This is a genomic window from Halalkalibacter akibai JCM 9157, from assembly GCF_000513135.1.
GTDB lineage: Bacteria > Bacillota > Bacilli > Bacillales > Bacillaceae_D > Halalkalibacter > Halalkalibacter akibai.
Genome location: NZ_BAUV01000005.1, coordinates 139052 through 164374 on the forward strand (window position 1 = coordinate 139052; position 25323 = coordinate 164374).

The following is a 25323-nucleotide window of genomic DNA, read 5'->3' on the forward strand; positions in this document are numbered from 1 at the left end:
CGATTGTTATCCTGGTTCCTATTTAGTTTTCATTGACAACTTCTCATGTTTCTGAACCTATTTTACGCATGGATGGCTAACTTTTATAAAGTAGGAAAGGATTTTCACAAGTAAATAGAGAATCTTACTAGTGTATTGAAGATTCAAGGAGTGAGGGAAAATGAATCATTTACAAGGAAAGCTACAGCCTCTTTTAAGAAGCTTTGTCGAAAAAGGTCCTGCTGGATGTGCATTAGCAGTTCATCGTGAAGGAGAAAGGCTGTTTGAGGATTATGTCGGATATGCAGATCTTGAAACGAAAAGGGAAATAACGTCCGATACGATTTACCGTATTTATTCGATGACAAAGGTTGTTACCTGTACAGCAGCACTTATTTTATATGAGAAAGGATTATTTTTACTCAATGATCCATTAGAAGAATATTTGCCTGAATTCAAAAATCCACTTGTGTATCGGGAAACGGAGTCAGGGGAAATTTACACGACTAAAGCATTAAGGTCAATAACAGTCAAAGATTTATTTACAATGACTTCAGGATTAACGTATCCTGGGGAAGGGAACGAAACCGAACGTCATGTGGCAAGAGTTCTAAAGGAAATAGACCAAAGAGGGGAAAAAAGGACAACTCGTGAATTCTCTCAGGCTTTAGCTAGTATCCCTTTAGCTTTTGATCCAGGAACGAGATGGCATTATGGATTAAGTCATGATGTGCTAGGAGCGTTAATTGAGGTGCTAACCGGTAAAAGCTTTGGGGAATTTTTACAGAAAGAGATTTTTGATCCTTTGAAGATGGAGGATACCTTTTTCCGCATTCCAGAATCAAAAAAGGATCGTCTTTGCTCCTACTATAATCCTGATGATCAAGGAAATTTTATAAAGAACACAACAATGGATAGTAATATTCAAGCCGATGCGAAATTTGAGAGTGGCGGTGGTGGGTTACTGTCTACCCTCCATGATTACAGTCGCTTTGCTCAAATGCTGGCTAATGGCGGGACACTTGATGGTGAGCGAATCATAGGAAGGAAGACAATCAAATTAATGGCAACGGATCATCTTCGTCCAGAAAACCGTGAAAACTATAATTGGGATTATCTCTCGGGATACGGGTATGGCTTAGGTGTGAGGGTCATGGTTGATCAGGCATTAGGCGGGGCGAATAGTACACTTGGAGAATTTGGTTGGTCAGGTTTGTTAGGTACATGGGTGTCGATTGACCCAAAAGAAAAAGTGTCAGCTGTCTATATGCAGCAAATGTTCCCTAACCTAGAAGGCTATCACCAACCGAGATTGCGATCTGTTATCTATGGTGCACTTTAATATTTTTTTAATGAAACTAATTAGCGTTTTTGGGGACAACATTGACTTCATATTGTAGATAATACCTCTTTTGGTCGGAGATAGAGACACCCCCTGGAAAACTGTTAACAAAGTGATACATGATGGGGGCACCTTTTCCTTTGGAAAGTTGTTTTAGATTCTTTTTATAAATAATAGTATCAAATTACGAGAGACGACCACGTTTTAAAGTAGTGGTGGTCTCTTTGTCGTATTTGACGGATACTGTGCAGCAATTATCTTCAATTTGTGGTTACTTTATAAAAGAAAATTAAGATGAGTTAGCGGAAAAAGAAAACTATAATAGAGTTTAGCATTATTTACCTAGTTGCATCTATTTATCTTTTTTGGTAATATCGTTTCATAGCTAACGATTATGAAAATTGTTTTAAAAGGCGGTGGTTAGTGTTTATTCCTTTAATAAAGATGGAGAACTTCTCCAAGAAGAGAAAGATACGATTAATCAATTGTCAAAAATGCCGTTGGATTCACTTAATTTAGATGCAGTTTCTGTTGTTACGAACATCTATCGAGTCGCACAAGGATTGAGAAACAAAATGGAAAGAGAAGTTCTATCGAAACATGGGCTTTCGTGGACTTCATTTTCAATCTTATATGATTTATGGATTTGGAAATCAGTCGAAACGAAGAAGTTAGCAGAGTTGACTGCTGTTTCAAAAGCTACAATAAGTAATATTACAAAGACGTTAGAAAAGAAAGACTTTGTGTTTAGAAGAACAGATACAAGGGACAGAAGAATCACTTATGTAACATTGACGGATAATGGAAAAAAGGTAATGGAAGAGCTATATCCGCAATTTCACAAAGGAGAAGTAGAGATTGTCTCTAGCTTATCGGTTAATGAACAAAAAGACGTTTCTGAATTATTAAGGCGAGTAATAAAAGAAAATCAATTTTAGTAAGAAAATGATAAATAGCAAAAAAAGTGATGATAGGAAAACCAGTAGGAATTACCTCCCTGTTCAAGAGAGTCGATGGTTGCTGTGAATCGATACAAAGGTAATCTGAATTACATTCCTAGAGCTTCCTTGTATTTATTTATTAATACAAAGACGGACGAGCCGTTATTCGTTGAGTGGAAGACCATATTCTTCAAAAAGGGTGGAACCGCGTGGAAATCACGTCCCTTTAGAAAAGAATATGGTTTTACTTATTATTAGGAGGTTATGAAGGTGAAAAACGTGAAAAACGTGAAAAACGTGAAAAACGTGAAAAACGTGTTGGAACAACTGAATGCAGAACAATTAGCCGAAGTCAAAAGACAAATGACAATATACACACAAGGTGTACAAGAAATTATCCCTACTGAGGAATTAAAGTTAAAGGTTGCAAAGTCTATTCTGGAAAACAGACCACTTAAAATTAAATTGGGATTAGACCCATCTGCTCCAGATGTTCATCTTGGGCATACAGTCGTATTAAAGAAAATGAGACAGTTTCAAGAGAACGGACATATAATTCAATTGCTTATAGGGGATTTCACAGGTAAGATTGGCGACCCAACAGGTAAGTCGGTAGCGAGAAAACCTTTAACAGATGAGGAAGTAAAGCATAATGCAAGAACTTACTTCGAGCAATTTGGAAAAGTGATGGATATGGAAAAAATTGAACTTCATTACAATTCGAAGTGGCTATCACAATTAAACTTTGAAGATGTCATTCAATTAGCAGGAAAAATAACGGTAGCAAGGTTAATGGAAAGAGACGATTTTGAAGAAAGAATAGCTCTTGGAAAGCCTATATCACTCCATGAATTTTTCTACCCATTAATGCAAGGTTACGATTCAGTTGTATTAGATTGTGATATTGAACTGGGGGAACCGATCAACACTTTAATATTTTAATGGGAAGACATTTCCAAGAGAAGTTTGGAAAAGAAAAGCAAGTAGCAATGCTGATGCCGTTGTTGGAGGGACTTGATGGCGTTGAAAAAATGTCAAAATCAAAGAAAAACTACATCGGCATTGATGAGAGTCCGCAAGAAATGTACGGGAAAGCGATGTCGATTCCGGATGAATTAATGAATAAATACTTCGAATTAATTACAGACTTCTCGCCTGAACAAGTAGCAAAACTAAAAGCTGATCTAGATTCAGGCGAGCTACATCCTAGAGATGCAAAAATGCTTTTAGGGAAAACAATCGTTAGAATGTACCATGGAACAGAAGCAGCAGAAAAAGCAGAGCAACAATTTATTTCAGTTTTTCAAAAAGGGACAATGCCTGATGAGATACCAGTAGTTGAATGGAAAGGGAATCTGGAAGTACCAATTCTAGATTTTCTAGTAGATCTAAAGTTATTGGGTTCGAAAAGTGAAGCGCGCAGAATGATTGAGAACAATGGAGTAAAAATAAACGGAGAAAAGGTTGAAGATACAAGGCTACGAGTTCCTATTACCGAAGGGTTAGTTGTACAAGTTGGGAAACGGAAGTTTGTAAAGATAAAAATGTAATATATTCTTAAAAGGTGTAACTTTGAGTTGCACCTTTTAATTTTTCCATTCAACCAAACAACTTTAAAACAAGAGCTGTCATTTATTACATGATTTTTACTCCGCAGTACAAAACTACTTGTATTTAAATGATCTTGCAAGGTGATCACTACTTTTAGGGTGGTCTTTTTTCGTATTAGACTAGAAACTGTGCAGCAGCTATCCTATATTGAATGGTTTCAACTAAGCCGACTCCAAAAAACACAAATTTGCTATATAAGAGTTCAGGTGCATTCCAATATTGTAATACAAAAAGCCAAAAATCAATACCTATACCCATTATAAATGAGTTATCAGCCCCAAAACTTCTGGTCTTTTCCGACTTATAAGTGAATTGCAACATATTAAAATGATAGCAATTATGATTTCCCAGCTTCCTACAGTTAGCCCCACATTTTTCGACAGTCCTACCAATAGTGCAACGAAAGGTGAATTCCAAGGTCTGCTAGTATCGTTAAAGAAATACCAAGGGTTAATATTAAGATTCCTAATATATAAAAAACATATCTCATTTTCACTGTACTCGCCCTCTTTTTTTATAGTTTTTTTGTTGCGAATACAACAAAGTTACGTTAAATTAAATATATGTTACTTTTATTGCAATTACAACAAAACTTACACTGGGGAGGGTCATAATGACTGAAATACTTCGTGAAATAGGAATGATAGCTAGGGCATTGGACTCTATAAGTAATATCGAATTTAAAGAATATGACCTGACAAAAGGACAGTATTTGTACCTTGTGCGAATATGTGAAAACGCAGGAATCATTCAAGAAAAGTTAGCAGAAATGATTAAAGTAGACCGAACAACAGCAGCTCGTGCGATAAAGAAACTTGAAATTCATGGCTTTATTGAAAAAAGAGATGATCCCCATAACCAAAAAATAAGAAAACTCTATCCTACTGATAAGGGGAAAACGATTTATCCTTTTATAAAAAGAGAGAATGATTATTCAAATAGTGTCGCATTAGAGGGATTTTCCGAAAGAGAAGCAGATAGCCTTTTCTATCTTCTTCAAAAGGTAAGAAAAAATGTAGAAAAGGACTGGGAATATGTAAAAAGGGGAAACAAGCGAAATTATTAATTGATTAAGGAGCGTGAGTAGTACATGACTGTAAAAATAAAAAAGTGCAACCGTGAAGATTTAAAAATTCTCCAAAAAATAAGTATTGAAACATTCAATGACACATTTAAAGACCAGAATTCACCTGAAAATATGAAAGCCTATTTGGAAAAAGCATTTAACTTAATCCAATTGGATAAGGAATTGTCCAATATCTCATCAGAATTCTTCTTTGTTTATGTTCGTAATGAAGTAGCTGGATATTTAAAGGTCAATATCAATGATGCTCAGTCTGAAGAGATGGGTGATGAAACTCTAGAAATTGAGAGGATTTATATAAAAAACCAATTTCAAAAACATGGCCTTGGTAAATATATGCTAAATCATGCTATGGAAATAGCGAGGGAACGAAATAAAAAGAAAATCTGGCTAGGTGTATGGGAAAAAAATGAAAATGCTATTGCTTTTTATAAGAAAATGGGGTTTGTGCAAACTGCAGCTCATGCCTTTTATATGGGTGATGAAAAACAAACGGATTTTATCATGATGAAAACACTCCTTTAACTATTATTGAAAGGTGGATGATTATGTATATACCAAAACAATTCAAAAATACAGATGAAGCAATGCATTACGAAATTATGAAAGAACACAGTTTTGCGATTCTTTTTTCTGGGCATAATAAAGCGCCATTTGCCACTCATTTGCCGTTAATTTTAAACAAGGAAAATACATATTTATATGGACACTTTGCTCGTCCTAATCCTCAGTGGAAAGATATCGAAAACCAAACTGTTCTAGCTGTTTTCCATGGACCTCACTGTTATATCTCCCCATCTTGGTATGAGACGAATCAAGCAGTACCAACATGGAATTACGTGACTGTTCATGTTTATGGAGAAGTCGAGTTGTTAAAGGATGAAATTGAATTAAAGGAATCCTTACATGAAATGGTATTGAAATATGAAGATCCTGACAGTTCATATAGATTACAAGATGTAGATGCTGGGTTTCTCTCTGGAATGAAAAAAGGGATACAAGGTTTTAAAATTAAAATCAACAAGATAGAAGGAAAAGCTAAGTTGAGTCAAAATCATTCATTACAGCGACAAGAGCTAGTTATTAATCAACTAGAACAATTTTCAAACACGGATGAGCAACAGATTTCTTCATTAATGAAGGCAAATCTAAAAAAGTGATTGTTTAATGTGAACGGTGAGATTATATTGAAGAAGAACAACTAACAATACAAAGCTATTTGCTGCACAGTACAACCATACTATTCAATAGAGAAGATATTCTACAACCAGGCGCTATTGTTAGAAAAACTCCGAAAAGCAGACCTCAGAAAATGGAGGTCCCTTTTTTTTGAACACATATACGGTCCATATGGAGTTTTGCTTATAGTCTATAATTTATAAGGCAAGCAGAAAAGGGGGAGTGATGATAAATGGAAGTACTAATTGTCCTGTTAATTAATAGATATACTCATTCAATTAACTCCTTTATTGAGATAGTTAGTCATTAAGATCCATCCTATCAATCCAAATAAGACAAAACCAAACGCATGCAGTGATCCATAAATAGGAACCATATCCATAATGGTTACGGAAAAGTATCTTTTCGCTACCGGATAGTAAATTGAAAGAACAATAATACTGTAAAAAGCAAGCGACGAAAGGATTAAGAATGAATTTCCACTGTTTTTCTTAGTGCTGTTTTTAATTTTCAAAAGGAGATAGGTACTATAAATGACAATATTACAGGCGAAGATACTTACACCAATTATCTCCAGTGGTTTAGAAAGAACAATTCCAACGGCAATCAAAATCGGGCCAATGATGTCAATAACAACTAACCAGCTATACCAGCTTTTTTTGACCATGATTCGTCCTAGCATTCCAATGAAAATAGGAACAATAGCAGATGAAAAGTGAAAATGAACGGAGCTTAAAGCACTTACTGAAGGATCAACTTGTAGAAAGGTGACTTGAAATTGATAAAAGGTATACCAAATCCCCCCAATAAAAAAATAAATCAACCTGCCCCTATTGCAATTTCCTCTATCTTTCTTTTTTTCTCTAATATTAGAACCAATCCGTATAAAGCAAGTAAGAACGTAAAAAGAAGCCACGCAAGAGATAAAGCGCCTGAAATAGCACTATTTCCTACTTCCCACGTTTTACTGGTCATAAGGGAAGCTAAAGAAAGAAGTGCTGCAGGGAAATGCAGAACTCTTATGATGGAGTAAACCTTCTTTTGAGACTTAGTTTGATCCTTGTCGTCAATCAGCAAAATAACAAGTGATAAGATCACAAAAAACGCAAACATCAAAAACTTCTCTATCAGACTGAATTGGAAATAATCAAATGTAAAGATGATAAAACTAATGATTCCGCCAATAATAGTCGGAAAAAATGGATGTTTCATATTAGTAGATTCCTTTCAGTTTCATGAACTTGTTAATTAGTAGACTCTTAATAGTTATTGATAGTATAAAATAACTATTCAGTTCTATTATAGCAAATTCGGAACGTCAGGAAAGAACGGTAATACAAACCTGGTAATGAACGTTAGTGATCGAGTAGGAACTGTTTCATACTACAAATTTTCTACAGGTATAATATCTGAAATGAGCGGAGAATTTATTGAAAAAAGACAATACAAGTCAGTAACACCATGTTGCAGTTTGTAATTTTGTATAATAAAGCCTTCATACCCATGCTGAATAAGGCTTGTACGAAATTTTTCATTGGCTTCCTCCATATTTAAAAGGGTAGCATTATCTTTCCAGGTGAAATCTCTTTTTCTTGCATGAATATATTCGCAATATTTGTCACGATCATTCATAAACAAATCATAAGAATCGTTGGTATTAGAATCATAAACTTTAAGGTTTGGTTCATCTATAAATATTTTGTAAATAAAGCCAGTTACCGGCTTATCAACTTGGATCACTTTAGGTTTTCCATCTTCCCAAAATTCCGTTTCTGACTTTTGATAAACTGTCTCCGTTCCGATCGCATAAGGCTTAGCCGAATGAATATCAGATGTAAGCCAATATCCAATTGTACCTATAACGTTATCGACGTTTTGGGTCTTTACTTCACTAGTGAAATCTTCCACTTTATTCATAGTACCAAAATAAGCAATCATTTTTTCATACCTCCTAATTCTAAATTGCCCAATTCTGAGGCTTATCATTTATCTATATAATTTAAAAATGTCAAAAAGGGTCTCAACGCACGGCATCGCTGATCACAACCTAATCAATGCGTTTTGCATTTCGCGGAGAGCACGTAGCGTTCGTGGAACAAACTGTTTTAGGAGCTGTTCTCCTTGAGCCTGAACGGATCAAAAATTGAAATTTACAGGTAAAAACATATGATTTTAAAAAAAGGGATAAACTGAAGAAAGAATGAAGAAAGGAGATGTGAAAGATGACCAAAAAATATAATAAAGGCGGCAGCCGTAATCAAAACGCACCAGAATTACACGGCAAAGAGCCTGTTAGCGGTGATAACAATAAAGGGAATAAAAAGAGATAAAGGCTTTTAGTACTTTCTAAAACAGAAACCTGTAGCTTAGAAGAAAGCTACAGGTTTCCTGATCTATTTATTCATACGAACATCACGTACATAGAAGTAACCACTAGGATATTGCCAGAAGTCTTCTACTTCTGAACGGACACTAGAGAGGTTATCTGGGAAGTAAAGGTATGCATAAGGAGATTCATCTGCTAATTTATTTTGTACTTCTTCGTATAAATTAACACGAGTTTTATAGTCACTTTCTTGACGCGCAGCTTCAAGAAGTTCATCTAACTCAGCGTTGACAATACGAGAGCGATTTCCTGGTGCTCCAACATTGTCAGAGTGAAAGACCGGATACAAACCATAGTCAGCGTCAAGTGTAACAGTTCCCCAGCTTCCAAGGAATATCTCAGATTGACCTAAACCAGCTCGTTCAAGGTAAGTTCCATACTCATATGTATCTATACTTACAGTAATTCCTAGTTCACTTAATTGAGCTTGCAAAGCAACAGCTAAATCTTGACGTTCACGGTTATCATCCGTTAATAAAGTGACATCAAAACCATCAGCATAACCAGCTTCGGCAAGGAGTGATTTGGCTTCTTCAAGATCATATTCAATGGAATTAATGTTGTCGCTATAACCGTTAATGCGTGGAGAAATTGGACCATGAGCTGGAATTCCAGCACCATCAATTATTCCTTGTACAAGAGCATCTTTATCAATCGCCATGTGGATAGCTCGGCGAACATTCACATCATCAAACGGCTCAACTTCTGTATTAAAACCAAGATAAGCAAGTCGTGCACTATTAATTTGTTGAACCTTTGTTTCAGTATTGCTTTCAAGTCGAGTGATGTCGCTCGGGAACACCGTTAAGTTAATGTCAATGCCTCCGGTCTCAAGTTCGGCAATTCGAGTTGCACTCTCAGGTATGACTCTAAATGTTAGCTTATCTACGTTAGCTGCATCTTCACCCCAATACTCTTCATTGTTAGAAAGAGAAACAGAGTTTCCTGGGTCTTGGCTTTCAAATTTGAAAGAACCAGTTCCGGATGGGTGTTCGTTAACTGCCGCAAAAGGATTGCCGCCATTAGCTAAGTCTTCATAAGATTGTTCAATCAAAGTCGGACTAATAATACTTCCTGCGGTGTGAGCTAAATGAGAAGGAAGAGGTGCAAATGGAAATTCTGTCTCGATATGCACAGTATATTCATCTACTACGCGTACCTCTGTAACCATTCCAAATAAAAAGGCAACAGGAGAAGCAACTTCAGGATCACGCACTCGATCAAGGCTTAATTTAACAGCCTCTGCATTTAATTCAGACCCGTCATGAAAGTAAACACCTTCACGAATTTTAGCTTCCCAAACAGTATCTTCAATTTGTTCCAAATTTTCAGCTAATCTTAGTTGAATGTTAGAATTTGAATCAAGATACACAAGTCCATCATAAATTGCGGCATTAATGGTATTAGCAACTGCTTCGTTTGCTCCATGTGGATCAAGAGAGACTGGATCAGAAGCGACACCGATCTGAACATCTTCAGCTGTCGTTTGAGAAGTTGGTTCTTCTGTTATCAATTCTGGAGTAGAGTCATTGCTACAAGCTGCTATTACTAGACTCATTGCGACTAATAAAATAACAGCCAAATACTTTGATGATAGGTGTTTCATGTAAATCCTCCTAAGCTTTCTTTTAAATTAGTAAAAACAGATAGGGATTATAGTATATAATTCGAAACTGGTTGTCAATTTATTTGAATTGACATTGGAAGAGTAGGAGCGGTCTTTTGCTTCCTTTGTACATTAAAGTGTAAGGTTCAACACATAATTTCACATTTGAGATCCAAAAGCCCTACTTCCGAGCCTGACAGGAAGTAGGGCTTTTTATTAATTTATCGACAAAATTTAACAATAATTAGTATAATAGTAATAAAGGTATAAAAATAACAGATGCTAGTAAGTTAGGATAGTACTAAATTAAATATGAACTATTAGGAGTGAACAAAAACATGAACAGTTCTTTACATTCTATCATTCTTCCTTCCACAATTAGAGGAAGAGGTATACATACGAATATAATTCCTACAGTATGCAATCTAAAAAATATGCTTAGCAAACTTACTTCAGTGAACGGTGATTATACTCAACTTAAACAATGGGAAAAGAGAAGTTACCAGGCCTACCAGGTAGATAAAATTAAAGGTCTGCTCTTAGAATCAACCGAGTCAGAACAAATTCAAATCATAAGACGCCATATATTAAACGGTCATCCAGCAGAGTTCGGAGCTAGTTGTTTAGATATATACTTAGTCGCATTTGTGGCGGAGAATATTGGTGTGGGTAAGGAAGTCTTCTTTGATTACATCATAAAAGAGGGGATCTCTGAAAAAACAAATAGTGCTCAGGCTATTTGGCAGGTTGGTAAAGGAGATGGAGTGTTTTTAGGTATCCTCAATGAAGATGGATCAGTGAAAGATTGGAATTATATTGCCGCATGGGTGAAAGGAACGACTCTTTAACCTTGTAATAATATGACATATTTAAGTGGATTGGAAAGTTAATTACAAAGTAATTACTAGGTAAAAAGTTATAAAAGTTAGGGATAAAGCAAGTAAATAAACATACAGATGCTATTGAGTATCTGAATCAAGTATTTGAGTATGAAACGCAGTTTAACCTCGCTTTGAATGACTTAATAGAAAGCATTCCACAAAGTGCAACTAAGAAAAATGAGTATCTGTTTAAAGTTTCTCTTTCCGAAAGAGAATTAATTAATTCACTGTCACTGAACCTTCCTGTTGCTTCCTTCCCATAATAAGAGACAGAAGCCCTGTTACTCTTTGACAAGTAACAGGATTTTTTTTAGAAATTAAAATAATACGACAAAAAACGACAACTCCTCTATCGTTCATATGGTATAAAAGTATTGTGAACCAAAGACCTAATTTAATATGACGATTGAAAATAGCAAATTTATCGAAAGGTAAAGACGCAAAGCTACGAGTCTAAAGTCCTGTAGGACAACGATAGTCGGGTTGCCAATTTGTAGTTTTTATTTGGCTATCCTTAACACGTTAGGGATGGTCTTTTTTATAGGGAATAAGTACACAGCTTACAAGAAAAGGGGGATGACTAAGTAATTATAATTACTTACTCAACTATTAAATGTTAAATTCAAAATTAAAGAAAAACTCTCTTGAAACGTTAAAAAAATTAAATAACCAGTATTCAGAACTGGGAGAGATTGTTCAAACAAATTCAATTGAATTACTAGACATACGAAATGATTCTTCCAATTCCATTAAAGAGATTGAAAACTATGTTAATACTTTGGCTAATAAACCAAAAGAATTTGATATCACGTTCGCTGAAGTGAAGATCTATATGGAAAAATTCCAAGCCATATTAGATATTGAGTATGACGAGAAAAAAGCCAATCAAATTAGTGGTGGTATTGCAGGAGCTGGAGTAGCGATGGGTGCAGGTGTTGCTGCATTTGGACCAACGGCTGCTTTAGCAGTAGCAACGACTTTTGGAACAGCCTCAACAGGTACGGCAATTTCTGCTCTATCAGGAGCTGCGGCAACAAAAGCAGCCCTTGCTTGGCTAGGGGGAGGAGCTCTGGCTGCAGGTGGCGGTGGAATGGTCGCTGGAAAAGCGCTTCTAGCTTTGGCAGGCCCAGTTGGTTGGGCGATAGGGGGAAGTGCTTTAGTAGGGGGAGCATTATTTGCAAACAAGAAAAATAAAGATCTTGCAGTTCAAGCTCAAAATGAATCGATAGAAGTTCAGAAACAAATAGCGATTTTGGATGCTGCTAACATTGAAATTCACGAATTAATTGAACTGAATACCTTACATTTAGCTAATATTGAACAACAATTGGCTTTACTTACCGAAACGGGGCCAAGTGATTACGGTGATTTCACTGTAGAACAAAAACAAGAAATAGGAAGTTTGGTTAACAATACGTTGTCCTTATCTAAACTGATCAATAAGAAGGTAGGAAAATAAGGTGACTTCTCATTTTCAATACGCAAAAGATCAGGTGATCGGTTCAACTGTTGACTTATTGAATCAAACGAGAATACAACAGTTAGAAAAGGAACTAACAAGGATTCTAAATGATGAAAGTGTAAAACTTAGTCATCAAGACCAAAGTCTATTGGAAGCTTTAGCTCAATTAGATAAGGTTAAAGACTTCTTAGGGAAGCCAGAAAATATTTTAGGCAGTGATCTAACTAAACATGGTGAGATTGCTGAACAAATAGAAGTTCATATCCGTAATGCAAAAAATCTTATAAACGGGAAAGCTGCTTCTGCTACATTTGATCAGGTAGGCAGAACGGCTCCTGAAGATTACATAATAGATGGTGTGAACGTTCAATCAAAATTTATTAATGGAATTAATAATAACTTAGACCATGTTTTAAAACATATGGACAAGTACGCTGAATTTGGAAGAGATGGTTCGTATTATCAAATTCCTAAAGATACACATCGGGTTATTCAGCAAATTTTAGATGGAAACCCACCGGCAGACCTAAATGAAAGAACAATTAATAAGATACTTGAAAAAGTACAAGAGATTGAAAAGCAATCTGGTAAATCATTCTTAGAAGTTGTCAAACCTTCTATCTCAGATTATGGAGACGTACAACAAGGGAAAGCTCAGGATACGGTTAATAATCATGAAGATGATATTAATAAGATGAATAACGAAAATAAAGAAGAGATTAGTAAAAAGGCAGATAAAGAAAGAGAGCAGGCACAACAAGATGGTAAACCTAGTATGTCAGAAGGATTGAAGGCAGGATTAATCGGGGCTGCAATTGGTGGTAGCTTAAACATCGCCATGTTTATCTATAAAAATCATAAAGCAGGCAAAAGCATCTCTCAGTACAGTGAACAAGATTGGAAAGATTTAGGGATCAACTTCGCAAAAGGAAGTGCGAAGGGTGGGGTAACCGGTTTTTCCATTTATGGTTTAACAAATTTCACGAGCATGGGAGCCCCGATGGCAAGTGCTTTTGTTTCTGCCAGTTTCGGAGTTTCTCAATTAGCCCTCGACTATAAAGCTGGAAAAATAGATTTAAACGAATTCGTTGCACAAGGACAAATTGTCTGCTTAGAGTCAGGAATGGTTGCTTTAGGTGCTGCTGTTGGCCAAGCATTAATCCCAATTCCAATCGCAGGTACGTTAATTGGTAGCTTTGCAACAAGTGCATTAATGAATCTAACGAAAGAGCATTTATCGGAAAGCGAAAAAGAAGTCACCGCTAAACTACAAGAAATATATGACGAAGCCTTAAATAAAATATCCTACGAACACCAAAAGATTGTAAAAGCCATTCTAGAAGAGTACGAAAGACTAGGAACCATTACAGAAATGGCCTTTAATTTTGAATGTAACGCAATGTTTAGGTTTGATTATAGTAAGAAGCTTGCCATTGAATATGGGGTTGCAGACGATAAAATTTTACAATCTCTAGAAGATGTAGATGATCTCTTTCTGAATTAAGGATAACTGGAACAGTGCTGGCTACCAAAAGTAAAATAGGAGAAAAAAGGAGATTGAAAAATATGGGAACTAGATTAGAAAATAATGATAGGAAGAATATTGATAAGACATTAAATGACCTACAATTGATCCTTCAATCACTAGATCAGACTCTACAAAATATTCAATCTCCTAACTTAAGAAGGAAGTTAAGCAATATAAAAAAGCAATTATCAAGTTTTAAATCAGAAGTTGTAGAGGCTGAACTTGACTATCGTCACTCTTTGGATAGAGAAGTCAAAAGGAGAATGAGGCTTGATGATGAAAGATTCCGAACAAATTATAACCATAATACAGATGGACGAATGAAAGGTGTTTATTATTCTGGTCATGGTGATATGGGGAGAAAACGGTGAGAAATCATAATATATCTACCAATAAAAATGATTTAGGTTGGTTTTAACATAATATAAGTTTTTCAGTATATATAGCTACTAGAAAATTATTTACTGTTTAATATGATCTTTACTACATGAAGCAGGAAGGTTATATAAGCTTCTCTGCTTCTATTTATTTAGGCTAATGTAGATCTTTTCCTAATTAAGCAATTAGTGGTGCTATAATTCTCAAATAATTAATTATATATCTAACAATTAAACTCTCTCTAACAAATGACCCAATTAATAAAGGAGAAAGACCTAGCATGAACGGGAAAACATTAATAGATGCAATAATGACAGCTGATTCACAAAGCTTACGGTATTGCTATGTAGCTTTAACAAAGACGTCAATGTTGAAGATGATGTCTTCCAATTTACTACAGACATCGGAAAAATGGTTAAAAAAAGAAGAAACTGACCGATACGACCTTTACCTGAAAGGGGAAGTAGACAAGGTTACTATGCCAGATGACAAATTAAGAATGGAAATTTTACTTGTACTAGCCGAGAAACTTAAGATCAACATGAATTATTGGAACACAACTAAAGGGCTAACTGAGTTTGGTGAGCAAGTGTTGAAGCGGACTTTAGTGGAATACAAAAAAATTGATAAGAAATTTGAAGGCACTTCTTTTGATGAGTTAATACAATACCAGCTTGCTAGAATGTTCGAAGTGGTTGATAAAAAACTTGAAAAAGCATCAGAAGAGCAAAAGGAGAAATTTCTAGAAAATGTTCAATCTTTTATAGACCAATTACCTAAAGATCAGCAAGATAAAATCCGAGAAGAGCTAGGCATCGAAGATTTCTCTAAGAAAGTGATGAATAAAGTTCTAGCGACAGGTGGAGCGAGTGTTCTTTTTTCTTCAATTGTTAATACAATGGGCTTTTCTTTCTATATGGGGGCGTCTTCTTTACTAGCAAGCAGCGCTGGCTTATTTGGTATTACGTTACCCTTTGCTGCTTACACAACGATGTCTTCTGTTATTGCTGTCCTTGCTGCACCACTATTTGTCGCTGGAATGATCGTAGCATCTGGTTTTTATTTGAAATCTCAAAAAAACAAACTAGATAAAATGATGGTCCCCCTTTCTCTTATGCAATTACTATTAGGGCATTTGTCGAAAGGCGACCAAATAAAACCGTCATATGACCCAATTCAACGAGCTTGGACAGAAACTTACCAGACTTATATTAGTTATACACATCTCAATCATCAGTTTACAACAGAACTGACCAATGTACAGATAAATCTCACAGTGCAAAAAGAGGAACGGAGAAAACTGATAACGGAGATAGCTTTGTTACAGCAGGAAGTGAATCGGTCAGTTACTGAGATAGCTGAATATCTCAAATACAATGAGATTCAAACTACGAGTACTGATCCTGAATTAATTCGTGCTTTAACAGAATTACGAAAACTAAAAGTCGAAATAAACCAATTATCGAGAAAGGAAGTAGGCGCCACGGGTTTCCTTGCAAAAATGAAAGAAAGTTGGGTGAATACTAGCCAACAGATCAGTCTCCAAGATAGGTTTAAAAAACGTAACAATCAAAGTGAAATAGTGGCAGAGAGAATCATAGCAAGGAAGCTACCTGTTTTTGAGGAAGAACAGGTCAAGATTAACAGGAATAAAGAAAAGATAGAAAAGTTGGAAAGTAAAGTAAAAGAAATTACCGAAGCTATTAATAAACTAGACAAACAAAGCAAACAGATAAAAGAGAAACAGCAAATGAATCAAAACAAAATGATTCAGATAGAGAAAAAGTATTTTGGGATTGAAAAATTACCTTTGAGGGATGTGATCGAATGAGGTATATAAAAAACAACCGCTTCTACCAGTTATGGGAGGAAAAAAAGTATAAAGAAGCATTAGAACAATCAATTGAAGGCACATCAACAAAAAAAGAGCGAATCTCAGCTTTTTTATTTGGATCAGATAAAGAGCGTAACACAACACTAGTAGTTGGGGGGATTAGTGTTGGAGATTTTTTATATGATTACATTCGAATTGATCCACATGTCGTTGAGGCAATCGATTTTGCACGGAGCGATCAGATTGACTCGATCTTTGCTTTTTCAGAGTTTTCAAAAGGGATTGACCCAAATTCAGTTGGAGATATCTCACAAATGCAAGGATATGTGGCGGAGAAAATGTTGGCAATGGAGTTAACTGCAAAAGGGCACGAGGTTAGTTTTCCGACCGCATCAAACGAACCAGGATGGGACATTCTCGTAGATGGTGAACGATTTCAAGTCAAAAATCTAAGTGATCCGAGCGGGATCTATGACCATTTATCCAAGTACCCGGATATTCCTGTGTATATAAACGCTGATTTAGCTCATCATTTTGAAGGGAATTCAAGTGTCTACATTGCAGAAAATATCCATCATCAGGAAATTGTTCAATTGACAAAAGAACATATGATTCTAGGACAAGAACTACAGGACTTCGAGATCCCACTTATTACGGCACTTGTAAGTACAGTTGTGAATGTAAAAGGTCTTGTTAAAAAAGAGAGTGATATTAAGCATACCATTTCAAATATCGTAACAGATACGGTAACACGATCAGTCGGAGGCTATGTAGGACAATACTCTGGTGCGATTGCGGGTGGTTTATTATTTGGACCAGCAGGCGTAATTGTCATGAGTGGAGCTGGTGCTTTTGTTGGTGTAGCTCAAGGCGGTAAGGTCGCAGGACTAATCAAAAATATGGCAGCAAAGGAAGAAGTCATCCGATTCAGGAAAGATCTAAATCAACTAATTGACGAAGTAATCACAGAAATTCCTGCAAAACTGGAGAGAAGAAATCAGCAATGGTTAACAACTAAACAGCAACTTCTCCTAACAAATGCACCAGGAGAACTAGTTGGTAACTTTGAAGCAATATATCAAGATGAACAAGCGTACCTGAAAAATAAGCGAAGCGAGTTATCCACATTAAAAGCAGGTATCGAAAACATGGCGCATCAAGAAGCTTACTGTGAAACACTTGCGCAAATTTCGAATACAGGAATTCATCCTTCCAAATACCAGAAAGCTTTGAGAAAGGTGAATGAGTCTTTAGAGGCTCTTGTTAAGAAGTTGAAGAAGATGGGGTTGGGGTGAACCGGTAAATATCATTCCAAGCTGTGGTAGTTGAAATAAAAAGAAGAAGGTGAATTATGAACTTAACAACATTTGACAGACCTATCATCATCCTCCCGTCTTTAAATGAAAAGAAGGATAGATCATCGTCTATTTCCAACCAACTTTTTTACTCTTACCAATCACATTGCTCTGTTTTTAAAAAATGTGGAGGAGACACGGATATAGTTTTAGAGCCGAATTATAAGTTTGAATCTCTTAATGACATAGTCGAACAATATGAACGTGAGGGGCATGTTATTCCAGAAACAAGTATTATCCATTTATCTGATTTTCATAATATACATTTCTCTGATCTAAGTCATGTATCTCAATCCATAAAAAAGAACCTTGATCATTTACAAAGTATTAACGCCAGCAGTCCATTTGAACTTTCCTACTATCAAGATCAAACTCTTACCAATCATGTGGATTCACTAGATCAAAAGCTAAAAAACGTGAGCAGACATCAATATAGTGAAATCCCTATCTTTGAGTATTGGAACAAGGATATTTCTTTAAACAATGAGCATATTGAGCAAATGATGAAAAATCCTAAATGGATCATTCAATTAGTTGTTTTCTTTTCTTCTCTCACAAAAAATAAGATGACGGTTTCCATAGAAGATCTAAATTTTGATTCTTTTCTTTACAATCAGAATGGAACAATAGCCGCTTTTATCAGTTATGATCTAGTAAATATTCGGCCTAATTTTTCTCTCACCAAGATCACAGAAACAAATTTACGTGCTTTTTCGAAGTTGTTATGGACTTTCTATGATTACAGTTCGAATGTCGAAACAGATAACTCTCTTTTTACGAATCATAATAGTTTGCTAAACAAACTACTTCTACGCATTAAATCTGAGACTGAGATTGAATTTTATGATTTTCAAGAGATTGCAAGTTTTCTAAAAGGTGAAGAGGTAAGTGGGAAACCCGCAAGATTTGGGGTTTTTCTTGATGTCGCGAATATATATACAGGGTTGCAAACAATGAAGATTGATTTTCATTCACTATTTCTTTCTGTGTTTGGACTAGAGGCAAAAGGCAGAATAAAAGAGGAGAATAAGCACGCAGTTTTGTTTTTACCTGTTTATGAGGATGAAAGAAAAACAATCAAAGTTCAAGGGCAGCAACAGGAGCTGAGAGAAACACTGGAGTTGGAATTTTCTTTTAAAGTACATGAAACAATCAATGGAACACCGAAAGCAAAGAGTATTATCAATGGAGAAGAAATAGATGTAGATGACAAAATGTTAATTAAAAAAATGGAGGAACGTCTTGATTATTTAGATCACATCCTGCTTTTGTCCGGAGATGCGCATTTTGTTGATGTTCTAAAGAAATACGAGCAAGAAGGTAAAAAAGTTTCAGTTATTTCAATCCATGAAGATGACACCTCAAACAAAATACAGACAGAATTTAATCATAAATTTATCCATGAATATGCAGAGTGTATTAGCATTTAAGGAAGGACGTTAAAAAGTGGACTTTATTCAATCAATCATTCTTAACCCAGTTATACTAATAACCATTCTTTTATTGTGTACCATTGGAAGTGTGGCTGTGATTCAAAACATAAAAATCTATGAATTTATTAAAAAGCAAAACAAGGATATGACACTAGACCCAAGTAGTAATGAGCTTGTAAGAGAAATTGAAAGCAAGTATCTCATGAAAAGCAAACAAACGGATAACAAAATTAATATTCAATCATTTATCGAAGAATTTATGGCTGAATATAAAATACCTAAGACGAAGATAAATGTTGTTCAAAAGTTGAAATTAATTCAAATGACCATCTCGCTTTCCATTTTAGTTGGGGTATTAGGAACATTCATTGGCTTAGTTATTGCGTTAAGCGGAATTAACTCAGAGCAAATGGGAGAATCAATCACGAATGTATTGGATGGTGTGCATACAGCGTTTTATACGAGTATTGCTGGTATTCTCGGATCAATCGTGATTAATATTTGGACAAAAACGAAGAATTCAGAGCAACAATTGATTCAACTTATGTTAAAAATTGAAAATGATCTAAGCTTAAAAGAGAGTCGTACCCTTGATCACAAGTTAGTTGATGCAATGGGAGAGGTTAAAGTAGCTATTCAAGAAATGAATCAATCATTTGTGGATATTCAAGATTTCTCAGAGAGTTTTGAAAAGGCAACAAAGAATATGAATGAGTTTAATGTTGTATTTTCTGAAAATACGCAAAGACTGGAAAAAGTCTTTGTGAATATGGATCAATTCACAGAGAGTTACAACAACCATATGGAACAGTTAAATACAAATTTTTCACAAGTGTTAACATTCTTTAAAAAACAAGATGAAATTCAGACATACTCTGTTGACCTGATGCAGCAAACGTCTAAACAAATGGCTCAATATATGCATGATCAAACAGCCATTCAAGTAGAAAGTCAGCTAGCCATTGTTAGTGCGAGTCAGTCAATCACGCATGTTGGTAAAGACATTGAAGAATACTTTACCGTGCATTCGGAGAAACAACTGGATGCCTTTGAAGAAATGTCTAGCTTTTTTATTGATAGTTTAAAGCATCAAGAAAACTTACTAAACTCACAAAGAATGCTAGAAGAGAAAAACACAAGTTTAATCACAAATGTTGAACAGGCTACGGTTACGATGAAGGAAATTCTTGAAAATAGTTCGTTTGAACATTTAGGGACACTAACGGAAACATTCACAGAAAATGTACAAAACATGCATCACCAAATAAAAGATATGGTCCACTACTTCCAAAGTGTAGATACATTACAGAAACAGTATCAAGATTTTTATCTTCAAATCGTCCAGCACATTGAAGGACAAACAACAGCCCAGAAACAACAGCATGGTGAATTTAGTGAATACCTCTCTCAAATGCTTATGCAAAATCAAGAAGTGCAAGGATCATTTACAGAGACGGTCGATTTGTTTAAATCATTTGACCGGAACAATACGGATGTCGTACATGAAGTGAAGAAATTAATAGAGCACACAGAGAACATTGTCACGGACGGAACAGAATTATTTAAAAAACAATCGGAAGAATTACAGCAATCATTAAAACAATTCTCTGATTTATCTAATAAGGAATTAAAACGCCTTCTTGAAAAACTTGATGATAATCTAGGAGAAGGTGTAAAAGACAGTATTAAACAATTTAAGACTTATGTAGATGTTACGAATCGAATTATTAAAGAACAGATGTCAACCATGATTAATCTATATGATTCCCATCTAGGGGCAAATGATATCTCCATTAGGTCATTAGATAAAACGATCTTAGAGTTAGACGGGAGTATCAAAAAGCTAAATACTCAATTGAGCAGCAAAGTTGAAAAAACAGTACAGGATGAGATGTATGAATCAAAAGTATAGACGCCTTTTAAATAACGGTTCAGATGATAATGACTTTTGGCCTTCCTTTACAGACGTTCTCTCAACAATTTTACTCGTAGTGTTGCTGTTTCTTATTGCGATAATTTTAAATCGAGAGGATGTACTTGCCGAAAAGGAAAAAACAATTGATGCACAAGAAGAAGTGATTAATTACTTTATTGGAATTCACGCTGATATTATTGAAGACCTCGAGAAAGAATTTGCTGAAACAGATTTAAAGATTGAAATTGACAAAGAAACGGGAGCGATTAAGTTCCAAAATGACTTGTTATTTGAAACAGGAAAAGATCGGATCCGCCAAGTGTTTAAGGATGATCTAGAAGTATTTATTCCAGCATATTTTTCAGTCTTGTACGGGCAATATGGTGAGCATATTGCTGAGATCGTTGTAGAAGGCCATACAGATGATGTTGGTTCTTTTATGAATAATTTAGAGCTATCTCAACGACGAGCTTTTAGCGTTGTACAATATATTCTAAGTGATGAATTCGGTGATTATCCACATAAAGACCTCGTTAAAAACAATATTACCGCAAATGGACGGTCAAAAAGTCAGTTGAGGTATTTGGAAGATGGAAAAACAGTTGATAGGGAAAACTCAAGAAGGGTCGAGTTTAAATTCCGCTTGAAAAACGCTGAGAATATTGAAGAGGTTATAAGAGATTTAAAAGAAACAAATTGATGTTGCAGGAGTAAGAAAGAAAGAAGCCATGGGGCAGTTCAGACAGTCCCATGGCTTCTGATTATTTTCTGCAAAAATTAACATTTTTTAGTATAATAGTCATAAAGTAGTGATGAAACAGGTGATCATATGGCTACAACTGTACCAGAGTCAATTCGGACTAGTGCTACAGCAGGAGAGCGTATTTTATTTCGAACATTAAAAAACTATTTACCAGATGACTACATCGTTTACTATGAACCTGAAATACAAGGGTTTCGACCAGATTTTGTTGTGATCGGACCAGATTTAGGTTTGATTGTGTTAGAGGTTAAAGATTATACAAGAAATACCTTATATCAATTAAATAAGGACGAATGGACTATTAGAGATACCTCTGGTGATCAACATACAGTGAAAAGTCCTCTGAAACAAGCTAGAGATTATGCATTTAAAATAGCTGATGTATTGAAAAAAGATAAGAGTCTAATACAAACCGAGGGAAAATATCAATTCCAATTAAAATTTCCTTATGGGTATGGCGTTGTATTCACTAGATTGCATCAAAGGCAAGTCATTGAAGATGGTCTTTATACGGTCATTGAACCAGAGTCGATGTTAACAAGAGAACAAATGGACCCTGATCATGAAGACTTTTCAGAAGAAATTTTTGTTGAAAAACTAATAAACATGTTCAAAGTCCCTTTCAGACTTAGAGAATCTCTTACTTATGAAGATATCAATACCATTCGCTATTACTTATTCCCTGAAGTGAGGATAGGTGCCGAGTTTAAAGAGACCGTTCCTTACCAAGATCAATTGCTTTTATCGCTTCATGATATTAAAACAATGGACTTACATCAAGAGAATTTAGCAAAACAAATTGGTGATAAGAACCGATTGATTAGAGGCGTTGCTGGAAGCGGGAAGACGTTAATTCTAGCAAGCCGTGCAAAAATGCTGGCAAAGGACCACCCTGATTGGAAGATCTTAATACTTTGTTACAACATTTCTCTTTCTCAAAACATTGCTCAAATTGTCCAAGCGATGTCGTCAGAACCTGAGAATCTATTCGATTTCCATTTTGGAGAAAACGGTTTAGAAACAGATGTGTCTGTACCTGAAAACATTATCGTACGCAACTTTCATCAATGGTTGAAACTAGATTTAAAAACAAGTGAAAAACGGATGGATCAATTTATTGAACTGCTAGAAAAAGGACAAGCGATCGCCCCTAAATATGATGCTATTTTGATTGATGAGGGCCAAGACTTTGAACCAAACTGGCTACAGCTTGTCAGTCATTGTTTAAATCCAGAGACACGATCTTTGCTTTTAGTTGAGGACCGAGCTCAATCGATTTATTCAAAAAAGAGAAGCTATGTACAGAATACAGGTCTTGATTTTCGTGGGCGTTCAAAAATTCTAAATATCAATTACCGTAATACATCACAAATAGTATCCTTTGCCTGGGAGTTCTTTCAAAAGCATTCGGCCTTGCAAAATAAAGTCGTCCAAGGTGAAACGGAAGGCGTCGAAATCATCTCACCGAAAAGTACAAAACGAAAGGGTCCGAATGCAGCGATTCTTAAGGTCGATCAATTCGCAAAAGAAATGCGCATCATATCAAAACAAATTCAGCAACTACATGAACGGAAAAATGTCCCTTACTCCGAAATATTGATTCTATACCGCGTAAAAAGAACTCATAAAGAAGACATCATCGGAACGATTCAAAGAGCTCTTGATAAAGAATCGATTCCATTTAACTGGATTACAGAAAACGAAGCAAGCAAAAGAAACTTCAATAGCGAAAAAGAAACAGTCAAAATAAGCACAATCGACAGTAGCAAAGGACTCGACTTTCAAGCCGTATTCATCGTCAAAGCGGATATGATGCCTTTTCCATTAGAGCAGGACAAGGAACGAGAAGTGTCTCTCATGTATATTGCGATGACGAGAGCAAAGGAATACTTATGTGTTTCATATTCTGGTAAATCAGAGTTTACCGAGTACTTTGACAAGTGGAAAGAGGAAGAAAACAAGGTGAAGGAAGTTAAGAAGTTAGAGGGCTAACTAGTAGTCATAGAGGTGAGATCTAATGAAAATAGACATAAGCTACCTTCCGAAAAGGGATCAGGACGTATATCAGCAATTAACGGAATTACCTTTAAACGAAAAAAAACTCTTATGGATGTTGATTAAAAATTCAAATAAAGATCATACCTCTATGTACCATATGTTGAATAAGGAGATTCGCTCTTTGATAGAGAAAGAGATGATTACAAAAAACGATTTATATGTAGACAAGAAAAGGAATCGTTATAGTTTCTTTGTCCTTCAAAGTGCTCCTTATTTGATGAGGTATTTGCGGAATTATATGCTTAGGGAAAGTGACAAAAACTAGTATCCCGAAAAGTGGTTGCCTATGCCTCAGCTTCACTCAAACTAAAAGAACGAGAGGTGGAAAGGTGATTTCGAAAGAACTGTTGGTAATATTGATTCTTGTGGTAATGCTCCTTTTCATAACGATAAAGAGGAAAAGAAAGGCGAAATTGACTATCGTTAGAAGCTCAAATTCGCAGAACAAGAAACGAAACCTTTCAAACACATTAGCAAAAAAACGGGTGAATCACCTAAATAAAATGGCAATTGATCAGGAGCATTATCTATTTTTAAAAGGCTTAATAGATGGGCAAATCAGCGAAGAACAATACGACAAGTGGGCACATTCGCGAAAGCACGAAGGTCCAGAAGTGTTTAGACAATTACTAAAGAGACCTTATAAGACACGTAAGCTATAAAAAGCGAAATGGTTGTGAAAACAGTTTGGGAATATGTACTAAAAAGAGGTAAGCATTATGAAAATGTTCATAGAAGCATGGAGTGCTAAATTCCAATCAGAAAAATATCCAATAGAGTTTTATATACATAATATAAAAGGGTTACAGATTGCAAGTAGCCCTGAAAAAGCAGGAGAACACATTATTAATCTTCTTCATTGGAAGGATGGAAAAGTAAGGATAGATTCTAATGGTGATGTATTAGTTGGTAATGAGAATTACACTTTGTTGGCGACAAAACCCAATACATATAATGAAACGAGACATAAAGAGATCTTATCTTCTATAGACTTTTATCATTGGGTGCAAGAGGTAAAGAAACAAAATTCATTTGAGGCGAATAAGGTAAATGACCTTGCGAATAAATTTGATCTTTACGGGAGAGATTCTCTTGTTATTCCAGCTTTTATCCTTCACATCATTTCACCATTAATTTATCCTCTTTATGATCAGCATGTTGAGAGAGCGAAAAGGGCACTACTGGCCGAGAATATTAGCTTTAAAAATCGTGATATTCATATTGTAGCTTATAAAGAGTATCAGAGTTTCCTCCAAGATATTAGCGGAAACAATCCTACCATCTCGTTAGAAGAAGTCAAAAAAACAGATAATGCACTATGGAGTTTTGGTAAATGGTTAAAAGGTCAACACAAAATCAAAGCTCATAATGGAAAGACGAAAAAATTGAATGAAAACCATTTCACACCAAACAATGACTTTAAAAAAGAAGTACTAGATAGGATAAGTCGCGGTAATACTTCGCAAAAAGAAGTCATGAAAAGTGTTGCGGTAAAGTTCGGTGTAACGTTACCAGATAGTTATTATAAATATCCAGGTTCTCACATAAATCGTTGGAGAAAGCAGAGTATATACTAATTTTATGGAGT

The 25323-nt window shown here is 35.4% G+C and carries 20 protein-coding genes, 3 pseudogenes, 1 riboswitch and 1 other annotated feature; of the genes and pseudogenes, 19 read left to right on the forward strand and 4 right to left on the reverse strand.

Annotation, left to right across the window (positions count from 1 at the left end):
- Window positions 1–160: 160 nt before the first annotated feature.
- The 3 genes and pseudogenes from JCM9157_RS05030 (at window position 161) to tyrS (ending at window position 3812) form a co-directional block, all read left to right on the forward strand.
- A complete protein-coding gene (locus tag JCM9157_RS05030; protein WP_035662792.1) occupies window positions 161–1321 on the forward strand; it encodes a serine hydrolase domain-containing protein in 1161 nt (386 codons plus the stop codon).
- 494 nt (window positions 1322–1815) lie between these two features.
- Window positions 1816–2259 (forward strand): MarR family transcriptional regulator, encoded by a 444-nt coding sequence (locus JCM9157_RS05035; RefSeq protein WP_081734051.1) that lies wholly within the window; start codon window positions 1816–1818, stop codon window positions 2257–2259.
- Window positions 2260–2279: 20 nt separating this feature from the next.
- Window positions 2280–2491: a binding site (T-box leader), on the forward strand.
- Between the two features lie 35 nt (window positions 2492–2526).
- A pseudogene (gene tyrS / locus JCM9157_RS05045) lies at window positions 2527–3812 on the forward strand (tyrosine--tRNA ligase).
- 214 nt (window positions 3813–4026) lie between these two features.
- Here tyrS and JCM9157_RS05050 read toward each other — a convergent pair.
- Window positions 4027–4363, reverse strand: a pseudogene (locus tag JCM9157_RS05050) (DUF6198 family protein); the annotation flags it as partial.
- A gap of 123 nt (window positions 4364–4486) precedes the next feature.
- On the opposite strand from JCM9157_RS05050, the gene JCM9157_RS05055 reads away from it, so the two are divergent.
- Genes JCM9157_RS05055 through JCM9157_RS05065 form a run of 3 tightly spaced genes read left to right on the forward strand, consistent with a single transcriptional unit; the run spans window position 4487 to window position 6117 of the window.
- Window positions 4487–4939 (forward strand): MarR family winged helix-turn-helix transcriptional regulator, encoded by a 453-nt coding sequence (locus tag JCM9157_RS05055; protein WP_034748300.1) that lies wholly within the window; start codon window positions 4487–4489, stop codon window positions 4937–4939.
- A gap of 24 nt (window positions 4940–4963) precedes the next feature.
- A complete protein-coding gene (gene paiA / locus JCM9157_RS05060; RefSeq protein ID WP_035662797.1) occupies window positions 4964–5482 on the forward strand; it encodes a spermidine/spermine N(1)-acetyltransferase in 519 nt (172 codons plus the stop codon).
- A 23-nt stretch (window positions 5483–5505) separates the two neighbouring features.
- Window positions 5506–6117: an FMN-binding negative transcriptional regulator gene (locus tag JCM9157_RS05065; RefSeq protein WP_035662799.1), complete on the forward strand. Its 612-nt coding sequence runs from the start codon at window positions 5506–5508 to the stop codon at window positions 6115–6117.
- 293 nt (window positions 6118–6410) lie between these two features.
- Here the strand turns inward: JCM9157_RS05065 and JCM9157_RS26190 are convergent.
- From JCM9157_RS26190 to JCM9157_RS05080, 3 genes and pseudogenes are all read right to left on the reverse strand, one after another.
- Window positions 6411–7348: pseudogene (locus JCM9157_RS26190) on the reverse strand (YndJ family transporter).
- A 171-nt stretch (window positions 7349–7519) separates the two neighbouring features.
- Window positions 7520–8074, reverse strand: coding sequence for a hypothetical protein (locus JCM9157_RS05075; protein WP_035662801.1), 555 nt, complete (start codon window positions 8072–8074; stop codon window positions 7520–7522).
- Between the two features lie 455 nt (window positions 8075–8529).
- Window positions 8530–10128 (reverse strand): glutathione ABC transporter substrate-binding protein, encoded by a 1599-nt coding sequence (locus JCM9157_RS05080; protein WP_035662803.1) that lies wholly within the window; start codon window positions 10126–10128, stop codon window positions 8530–8532.
- A gap of 338 nt (window positions 10129–10466) precedes the next feature.
- On the opposite strand from JCM9157_RS05080, the gene JCM9157_RS05085 reads away from it, so the two are divergent.
- The 13 genes from JCM9157_RS05085 to JCM9157_RS05145 all read left to right on the forward strand — a co-directional run bounded on the left by JCM9157_RS05085 (window position 10467) and on the right by JCM9157_RS05145 (window position 25312).
- Entirely contained in the window at window positions 10467–10976 is a 510-nt protein-coding gene (locus tag JCM9157_RS05085; protein ID WP_035662805.1) for a hypothetical protein, read from the forward strand.
- Between the two features lie 437 nt (window positions 10977–11413).
- Window positions 11414–11500, forward strand: a riboswitch (cyclic di-GMP riboswitch).
- A gap of 122 nt (window positions 11501–11622) precedes the next feature.
- The gene (locus JCM9157_RS05090) at window positions 11623–12468 is read left to right on the forward strand and encodes a hypothetical protein (protein WP_035662807.1); all 846 of its coding nucleotides are present in this window, start codon (window positions 11623–11625) and stop codon (window positions 12466–12468) included.
- A gap of 1 nt (window position 12469) precedes the next feature.
- On the forward strand, window positions 12470–13975 hold the full coding sequence (locus tag JCM9157_RS05095; RefSeq protein ID WP_035662808.1) for a hypothetical protein: 1506 nt from the start codon (window positions 12470–12472) through the stop codon (window positions 13973–13975).
- A 62-nt stretch (window positions 13976–14037) separates the two neighbouring features.
- Window positions 14038–14370 (forward strand): hypothetical protein, encoded by a 333-nt coding sequence (locus JCM9157_RS05100; protein ID WP_035662809.1) that lies wholly within the window; start codon window positions 14038–14040, stop codon window positions 14368–14370.
- 287 nt (window positions 14371–14657) lie between these two features.
- On the forward strand, window positions 14658–16208 hold the full coding sequence (locus JCM9157_RS05105) for a hypothetical protein (protein ID WP_035662810.1): 1551 nt from the start codon (window positions 14658–14660) through the stop codon (window positions 16206–16208).
- On the forward strand, window positions 16205–17506 hold the full coding sequence (locus JCM9157_RS05110; protein WP_035662811.1) for a hypothetical protein: 1302 nt from the start codon (window positions 16205–16207) through the stop codon (window positions 17504–17506). The genes JCM9157_RS05105 and JCM9157_RS05110 overlap by 4 nt, the downstream gene beginning before the upstream one ends.
- Window positions 17507–17562: 56 nt before the next feature.
- Entirely contained in the window at window positions 17563–18996 is a 1434-nt protein-coding gene (locus JCM9157_RS05115; RefSeq protein ID WP_035662812.1) for an NYN domain-containing protein, read from the forward strand.
- A 16-nt stretch (window positions 18997–19012) separates the two neighbouring features.
- A complete protein-coding gene (locus JCM9157_RS05120; protein WP_035662813.1) occupies window positions 19013–20911 on the forward strand; it encodes a MotA/TolQ/ExbB proton channel family protein in 1899 nt (632 codons plus the stop codon).
- Window positions 20895–21614, forward strand: coding sequence for an OmpA family protein (locus tag JCM9157_RS05125; protein WP_035662814.1), 720 nt, complete (start codon window positions 20895–20897; stop codon window positions 21612–21614). Before JCM9157_RS05120 ends, JCM9157_RS05125 begins: the two co-directional genes overlap by 17 nt.
- A gap of 129 nt (window positions 21615–21743) precedes the next feature.
- On the forward strand, window positions 21744–23669 hold the full coding sequence (locus tag JCM9157_RS05130; protein ID WP_035662815.1) for a 3'-5' exonuclease: 1926 nt from the start codon (window positions 21744–21746) through the stop codon (window positions 23667–23669).
- Between the two features lie 25 nt (window positions 23670–23694).
- On the forward strand, window positions 23695–24000 hold the full coding sequence (locus JCM9157_RS25200) for a hypothetical protein (protein ID WP_035662816.1): 306 nt from the start codon (window positions 23695–23697) through the stop codon (window positions 23998–24000).
- Between the two features lie 238 nt (window positions 24001–24238).
- Window positions 24239–24397 carry a hypothetical protein gene (locus tag JCM9157_RS24565; RefSeq protein ID WP_156321471.1) on the forward strand — a complete coding sequence of 53 codons (159 nt, stop codon included), beginning with the start codon at window positions 24239–24241 and terminating at the stop codon, window positions 24395–24397.
- A 57-nt stretch (window positions 24398–24454) separates the two neighbouring features.
- Window positions 24455–25312, forward strand: a complete 858-nt coding sequence (locus JCM9157_RS05145; RefSeq protein ID WP_035662818.1) for a hypothetical protein — start codon at window positions 24455–24457, stop codon at window positions 25310–25312.
- The last annotated feature ends 11 nt before the right edge of the window (window positions 25313–25323 follow it).

Excerpts from the sequence above, each read along its gene's own strand:
- JCM9157_RS05030 (WP_035662792.1), top strand. The coding sequence starts at position 161 with ATGAATCATTTACAAGGAAAGCTACAGCCTCTTTTAAGAAGCTTTGTC.
- JCM9157_RS05035 (WP_081734051.1), top strand. The coding sequence starts at position 1,816 with ATGCCGTTGGATTCACTTAATTTAGATGCAGTTTCTGTTGTTACGAAC.
- JCM9157_RS05055 (WP_034748300.1), top strand. The coding sequence starts at position 4,487 with ATGACTGAAATACTTCGTGAAATAGGAATGATAGCTAGGGCATTGGAC.
- paiA (WP_035662797.1), top strand. The coding sequence starts at position 4,964 with ATGACTGTAAAAATAAAAAAGTGCAACCGTGAAGATTTAAAAATTCTC.
- JCM9157_RS05065 (WP_035662799.1), top strand. The coding sequence starts at position 5,506 with ATGTATATACCAAAACAATTCAAAAATACAGATGAAGCAATGCATTAC.
- JCM9157_RS05075 (WP_035662801.1), bottom strand. The coding sequence starts at position 8,074 with ATGATTGCTTATTTTGGTACTATGAATAAAGTGGAAGATTTCACTAGT.
- JCM9157_RS05080 (WP_035662803.1), bottom strand. The coding sequence starts at position 10,128 with ATGAAACACCTATCATCAAAGTATTTGGCTGTTATTTTATTAGTCGCA.
- JCM9157_RS05085 (WP_035662805.1), top strand. The coding sequence starts at position 10,467 with ATGAACAGTTCTTTACATTCTATCATTCTTCCTTCCACAATTAGAGGA.
- JCM9157_RS05090 (WP_035662807.1), top strand. The coding sequence starts at position 11,623 with ATGTTAAATTCAAAATTAAAGAAAAACTCTCTTGAAACGTTAAAAAAA.
- JCM9157_RS05100 (WP_035662809.1), top strand. The coding sequence starts at position 14,038 with ATGGGAACTAGATTAGAAAATAATGATAGGAAGAATATTGATAAGACA.
- JCM9157_RS05105 (WP_035662810.1), top strand. The coding sequence starts at position 14,658 with ATGAACGGGAAAACATTAATAGATGCAATAATGACAGCTGATTCACAA.
- JCM9157_RS05110 (WP_035662811.1), top strand. The coding sequence starts at position 16,205 with ATGAGGTATATAAAAAACAACCGCTTCTACCAGTTATGGGAGGAAAAA.
- JCM9157_RS05115 (WP_035662812.1), top strand. The coding sequence starts at position 17,563 with ATGAACTTAACAACATTTGACAGACCTATCATCATCCTCCCGTCTTTA.
- JCM9157_RS05125 (WP_035662814.1), top strand. The coding sequence starts at position 20,895 with ATGAATCAAAAGTATAGACGCCTTTTAAATAACGGTTCAGATGATAAT.
- JCM9157_RS05130 (WP_035662815.1), top strand. The coding sequence starts at position 21,744 with ATGGCTACAACTGTACCAGAGTCAATTCGGACTAGTGCTACAGCAGGA.
- JCM9157_RS25200 (WP_035662816.1), top strand. The coding sequence starts at position 23,695 with ATGAAAATAGACATAAGCTACCTTCCGAAAAGGGATCAGGACGTATAT.
- JCM9157_RS24565 (WP_156321471.1), top strand. The coding sequence starts at position 24,239 with ATGGCAATTGATCAGGAGCATTATCTATTTTTAAAAGGCTTAATAGAT.
- JCM9157_RS05145 (WP_035662818.1), top strand. The coding sequence starts at position 24,455 with ATGAAAATGTTCATAGAAGCATGGAGTGCTAAATTCCAATCAGAAAAA.